Raw genomic sequence first — 5,948 nt, forward strand, 5'->3', positions numbered from 1 at the left:
CCTGCGATTTCTAGCTGAAGATGCCAATGTTTCTTGAGGTTGGGTCCTTTTAAGACACCTCGACCCAACCTTTCGAGACCCCTCGGGATTGTTCGGTCAATTGCTGGCAGGAGTGGGGCGATCCACCACCGGAGCACCAAGGGAGTCGCCGCTATCGCAACCGCTCAAAAATAGGGCCAGCACCAGAAAGCAAACAAGCTGAGGGGCGCATAGTTTCCCATCTTAACAAGCTCAACTGCCTGTCCAGATTACCCCAGAGCCATTCCTCATCATCCTGAAGATTTCCTAAGGGACGGTGGGGATGGCCAGGGATCCCTCCAGAGCCAAGCGATCGCTGACGATAAGACGCCGACTCTCCAGCGTGATGCCGGTTTGGTTAACCAACATCACAGAAATCCACTCAGAACGGGGTTCTTGCGGAGCATCTGCCTGTAGGAAGATCCCTCCGGCCTGTAGAGGTTCGAGAGCAAACGAGGTCACCTCTGGGTAGCCCGCCCCGGCAACGGGTTGTTCGGCAACGGCGCCCAACAGCAAAGAGTGGGTGAGAGGCTCTGCCACAATCGCCTGCAGCGAATAGGTGGATCCCGGTTTGACCACCTCCGGCAGGTTCAAGGTGACGGTGGGAGGGGCAGATCCAGAGGTGAGGGTGCTGGCCTCCCGCAGCACTTCTTGGTCAATCAACAGCAGTTGTCCGGGATTGGCTGGATCCGGGCGATAGCGATTGCGCACCAGGGCAGAGGCTTCTACCTGAAAGTCCCCCCGCACCGAGGATTGGGATCCCTCTACTTGGCTGAGAATATCCGCAACAATCTCAGGGCCCACCTGCCGCCAGGAGAGGATCTGGGCCGAATAGGTGAGCTTGGGATGAGAGCTCCACAGCTTGCGGATGGCACCTTCCACCTCTTCCCGGTCCAGCCCATCTCGGTGGCGGAAGTCGGGGCTGTAGCCGGCCATCACCCCTGGCAAATCCCGCCGGTTGGCGGCGGCCACCTGCTGGCTTAGCCACTCCACCAGGGCGGCTGGCGGTGGGCTGGAAACTTGCCGCTGGATCCCACTTTCTAGGGGCATCGGGGCAGCTTGGGCCCAAGCCGAGGACTCCGTCCGGCTGACGTGACCGGCTGTCAATCCAAGGGGGATGCTCCAGCTCACGGCCAGAGCAAGGGGCCAAAGCAGTTGCGGAAAGTTAGATCGGGATCTCAAGCTGTGGGCCTCCAGCCGGCAAATCTGGATCCCAGTCTAGCCTCAGGGCAGTTGGGATCCCAAAGTCCAGACCAGATAAGATCGATTGGAATAAGCTTTGGCTCATAGCGCCTGTTCTCCATGGCTCCCCAGCACTCTCCAGCTTTCTTGGCCCTGGTCAACGAGGCCAAAAGCCGCATCCAAGAACTGACAGTCGAGCAGGTCAGGCAAAAACAACTGCAAGGGGATCCCTTCTATTTTGTGGATGTGCGGGAAGAGTCGGAGTGGCAAGCCGGCCACGCTGCCGGAGCCATCCACTTGAGCAAAGGGATCATTGAGCGGGACATCGAGAGGGTGATCCCCGACAAAGAAGCGGAGATCGTCCTGTACTGCGGCGGCGGGTTTCGTTCGGCGTTGGCAGCCGATAACCTACAGAAAATGGGCTATCGTCGGGTGATCTCGATGGATGGGGGCATGCGGGCTTGGCGGGAAGCGGGTTTTCCTGAGGAGCGCTAGAGCTGGCGGATTTCTTCCCTCACCCATAGGAAGAGGGAGGTATTGGCTGCTATCTGGCTGCTATCTGAAATGGCCGACCACTGAAGGCGGGAAGTGGGGGCGGCCCAACCTTGTTTAGAATGGCGATAGCCTGGCCGTTTAGCTTTACCCCTCTGCCATGCTCCAAACCCTGCCCCGCCTGGATGTTGCCGCCCGTTTGCAGCAGTTGCGCCAGCTTCTGCAAGAGCAAGATCTGGATGGCTTTTGGGTTCCCTCTGCCGATGAGCATCTCAACGAGTATTTGCCGGAACATCGCAAGCGGCGCCAGTGGATCACAGGCTTTACCGGCTCGGTGGGGGATGCCCTGATCAGTCGGGATAGGGCTTGGCTGTGGGTGGATCCCCGCTATCACGAACAGGCGGAGCGGGAGGTGGATCCCAATCTATTGACAGTGATCAAAGGAGGTCTGCCGAATCAGCCCAGCCTGATGGAGATTGTGGAAGAGCTGGGATCCGGCTTTCGCCTGGGGGTGGATCCCTTTACGGTGGCGGTGGCCACCTATCGCCAGTTGCAGGCCCATGCCCAAGCGGGAGGGGTGCTCTTGATCCCGGTCATGGAAAACTTGGTGGATAAGCTGGCTCAGGGATCCGCTCCTGTCGCTCCCTTTGACCGGCCCATTGACTCGGTACCCACCCACCTAAGCGGGGCCACCCCTGCAGAAAAGCTGGCCCAAGTCCGGCAGGAGATGCGCCGCAAGCGGGTGGGACTGTTGCCCCTGACCAAATTGGATCAGGTGGCCTGGCTGTTTAACCTGCGGGGATCCGACATCCCCTACAACCCAGTGTTTTGGGCCTATGCTTTGGTCAGCCTAGATAGAGCGGCTCTATTCACAGATCTGGAGCGGCTCAGTCCCCGATCTCGGCAATTTCTGGCAGAAGCCGGGGTGGAACTCTGGCCCTACGAGACCTACAGCCAACAACTGCCCCAATGGGCCAAGAGCTACGCGCCGGTGGGCTTGGATCCCAAGCAGACCACCCAGGGCACCCAGGAGCTGCTGCAGGATGCGAGCTGCCGCGAGCTGGAGCACCCGGTGGAAGCCCTCAAGGCCGTGAAAAACCCCACCGAGCTGGAGCAAATGCGCCGCGCCAACCGCAAGGCCAGCCGGGCCAAGATTCGCACCCTGGCCTGGATCGACCGGCAAATCCAACAGGGGATCCCCGTCACCGAAGCCGACGTGGCCGCGATCATGGAGGCCCACTACCGGGAGGAAGGGGAGTGGGTGGGTCTGAGCTTCAATACCATTGCCGGGGCAGGAGCCAACAGCTCCATCATCCACTACGGCACTCCGGATCCCCAAAAGCTGCTGCAGCCGGGCGAACTGTTTTTGTTGGACTCCGGATCCCACTACTTGGGGGGCACCACCGACGATACCCGCACCGTTTGGATTGGCCCGCAACCCGCGGATCCCTTGTGCAAGCGGCGCTATACCGAGGTGCTCAAGGCCCACATTCAATGCGCCCGCCAGATCTTCCCCCCCGACACCTATGGAGTCTCGTTGGATGGGATCGCCCGCTCTACCCTTTGGCAGGCCGGGCTGGACTATGGCCATGGCACCGGCCACGGTGTCGGCGCCTTTTTGAATGTCCACGAGGGGCCCAACGGGATCCACCGCCGCGCCAACACCCCTCTCAAAGTGGGCATGATCAACAGCATCGAGCCGGGCTACTACCAGCCGGGATGGGGTGGGATCCGCCTGGAGAACCTCTACGAGGTGATTGCGATTCCCGAGCCCGAGGGCTGGATGGGCTTTCGCTCCCTGACTTGGATCCCTTTTGATGGGCGCTTAATCGATTGGGAACTGTTAAACGAGGTGCAGCGAGCCTGGCTGGACGAGTATCACCGGCAGGTTTACGTCATGCACCACGCCACCTTGCCAGAACAGGATGCCGCCTGGTTACGACGCGCCTGCGGACTGAGCTGATGTACTCGCAAAAGCGTTGCGCGGCGATTACAAATCCCCTGGCAAAGAACGCAGGAAGGATCCCCGCAGTTGACCACATGCGGCATTGCCATCCAAGCCACGGGTTTGGCGCACAGTGGCCCGCACTTGGTGCTGTTCGAGCTGGCGGACGAACTCTCTGACCCGTGTCGGGTGGGGGCGTTGATAGTCAGCTTCAGAGATGGGGTTGTAAGGGATCAGGTTCACGTGCAGTTGTACCCCTGACCGGCTGGCCTGCTGCAGCAATTGCGCCAGTTGGCGGGCATGAATGGGCAGGTCGTTGACCCCCGATAGCAGGGTATATTCAAAACTGACTCGCCGCCCGGTGCGCAGCATGTAGTCGCGGCAATCCTGGATCAGAGTGTCCAGAGGGTAGTGGGCTGCCGAGGGGATCAACTGCTGCCGCAGGTCTTGATTGGGGGCATGCAAGCTGACGGCCAGGGTAACTTGCAGATCCTGCTGCGCCAGCCAGGCAATTTGCCGGGGTACCCCCACCGTCGAGAGGGTGATATGCCGTTGGCCGATGCCGATATCTTGATTCAGGCTGCGGATGGCTTGTACCACCGTATCGCGGTTGAGCAGGGGTTCCCCCATGCCCATAAAGACCACATGGCTGACGCGACGGCCAAAGTCTTCCTGCACCGTCAACACCTGATCCAGAATCTCGTGCAGCTCTAGGTTGCGCCGGTAGCCCATCTTGCCGGTGGCACAGAAATCGCAGGCCATCGGGCAGCCCACCTGAGAAGAGACGCAGACCGTCAGACGCTTGGTCGTTGGGATCCCTACCGTTTCGATCAACTGCCCATCCGCCAACCCCAGCAGAAACTTCACAGTACCATCGCGGGCCTCTGTCCGCTGCACAATGCGCGAGCGTCCCACCGGGTAGCTTTGCACCGCCTCTCGCCAAGCCCTAGGAAACACCGTCACCTGTTCCAGGGAGCGGATCCCTTTTTGGTAGATCCAAGCATGCAGTTGTTGCCCGCGATAGGCCGGCTGTCCTTGGGCAACCGCCCAGTCTTTCAGAGCAGACAAGGATTGCCCCAGCAGCGGAATGGGTAGGGCCGACATCAATACCATCTTAGACGAGATCTCAAGAGGCACAGGAGTCCGGCTCCTCTACTCTAGCCTGTCCCTGCAACCCAATCCCCTTCAAGAACTCCGTCCGAGTGGCGCGAACGGCCTCGTCGCCACAGGGTTGCGGTTCCCCTGCCCATGGCAACAACTCCGCCAGAGACAGGGCGGGTGACGGTAAGCAACAATGCTCTCTTAAATCCCTTAAATTCCCTTAAATCAAGTTGCCCAAGGGCTTTTCCACCCCGCACTCAAGTACAGGGCTACCAAGCTATTCCCTGGTGTAGTTTTGTAGAGTGTGTTATGGAGTGCGCCATCGGGACGGAGTCCCTGACAGTTGGACAAAGTCTGCAGGATCAGGAGCGCTCGATCTGAATCTTCTCGATTTCAATCCATTGAATCCATCTGAACCTATGTCTGTTTCCCCACAACTGGCTCAACTGGCCACCTGGATGGCAGGGCACTTCAACAACCTACAACAGGCGATTGCAGAGCCCGTCTGGTTTGCCAACATTCATGTGTACCAATGCCCCTTGCCTTGGTCGGTGTTGCAGGGGGTGGGGTTTTACGTGGAGCAACTGTACGACATTTATCCTGAGCAGCCTTACCGACAGCGGGTGATCCACCTCTTCGATACTCCAGATGGGATCCGGATTCAAAACTATGCTCTGACAGCTCCTGACTCCTACAGGTGCGCCGGTCGGGAGTTGTTGCTAGGCAACGCTTACGCGAAGGGGAAATTGGCCGGTCTGACAGCAGCGGAGTTGGAACTCTTGCCCGGCTGTGTCACCCAGGTGGAATGGACGGGATCCTGCTATCGGGGCCGCAGCCTGCCCGGCAAAGGCTGTATTGTTGAACGCAAAGGCAGAACCACCTATTTGTACAGCGAGTTTGAGATCGGAGCCGACTACTTTCACAGCTTGGATCAAGGTCGGGATCCGGAGACCGATCAAGTGATCTGGGGATCCCTATCCGGGCCTTTTCGGTTTGTCAAAAAGCAAGATTTTTCCCAGTACCTACCGCAGTGGGCTGAAGTGCTGAACCATGAGGCTGTTGGAGCAACTGGTTGAGCAGCTGCGAGCGCTGGGGATCCCGTTCGCGTCGTCAGGACGGCGTTCCCGGCGAGAGTTGGTCTGGCTAACCCTGCGGTTGGCCTGGGAAAACGCGATGCGCTACCGGCTGTAAGGACTCCGTCCCGCTTACG

The 5,948-nt window shown here is 59.4% G+C and carries 6 protein-coding genes; 4 read left to right on the forward strand and 2 right to left on the reverse strand.

Annotated elements, in window-relative coordinates; all coding sequences use genetic code 11:
* Positions 1-285: 285 nt before the first annotated feature.
* Positions 286-1,200 carry a hypothetical protein gene (locus tag NW819_RS00010; RefSeq protein ID WP_414373583.1) on the reverse strand — a complete coding sequence of 305 codons (915 nt, stop codon included), beginning with the start codon at positions 1,198-1,200 and terminating at the stop codon, positions 286-288.
* Positions 1,201-1,320: 120 nt separating this feature from the next.
* Between NW819_RS00010 and NW819_RS00015 the strand changes: the two genes are divergently transcribed.
* Both NW819_RS00015 and NW819_RS00020 read left to right on the forward strand, forming a co-directional pair.
* Positions 1,321-1,695, forward strand: coding sequence for a rhodanese-like domain-containing protein (locus tag NW819_RS00015; RefSeq protein WP_011432658.1), 375 nt, complete (start codon positions 1,321-1,323; stop codon positions 1,693-1,695).
* A gap of 157 nt (positions 1,696-1,852) precedes the next feature.
* Complete coding sequence (locus tag NW819_RS00020) at positions 1,853-3,655, forward strand: aminopeptidase P family protein (RefSeq protein ID WP_414412505.1); 1,803 nt, start codon at positions 1,853-1,855, stop codon at positions 3,653-3,655.
* 27 nt (positions 3,656-3,682) lie between these two features.
* Here the strand turns inward: NW819_RS00020 and rlmN are convergent, their stop codons facing one another.
* On the reverse strand, positions 3,683-4,741 hold the full coding sequence (rlmN, locus tag NW819_RS00025; protein ID WP_414412506.1) for a 23S rRNA (adenine(2503)-C(2))-methyltransferase RlmN: 1,059 nt from the start codon (positions 4,739-4,741) through the stop codon (positions 3,683-3,685).
* A gap of 416 nt (positions 4,742-5,157) precedes the next feature.
* Here rlmN and NW819_RS00030 point away from each other — a divergent pair, with 416 nt between their 5' ends.
* A complete protein-coding gene (locus NW819_RS00030) occupies positions 5,158-5,814 on the forward strand; it encodes a chromophore lyase CpcT/CpeT (RefSeq protein ID WP_414412507.1) in 657 nt (218 codons plus the stop codon).
* Positions 5,789-5,929 carry a hypothetical protein gene (locus tag NW819_RS00035; protein ID WP_414412508.1) on the forward strand — a complete coding sequence of 47 codons (141 nt, stop codon included), beginning with the start codon at positions 5,789-5,791 and terminating at the stop codon, positions 5,927-5,929. The genes NW819_RS00030 and NW819_RS00035 overlap by 26 nt, the downstream gene beginning before the upstream one ends.
* Positions 5,930-5,948: the final 19 nt, after the last annotated feature.

The organism is Synechococcus sp. R8-2 (assembly GCF_047461715.1).
GTDB lineage: Bacteria > Cyanobacteriota > Cyanobacteriia > Thermostichales > Thermostichaceae > Thermostichus.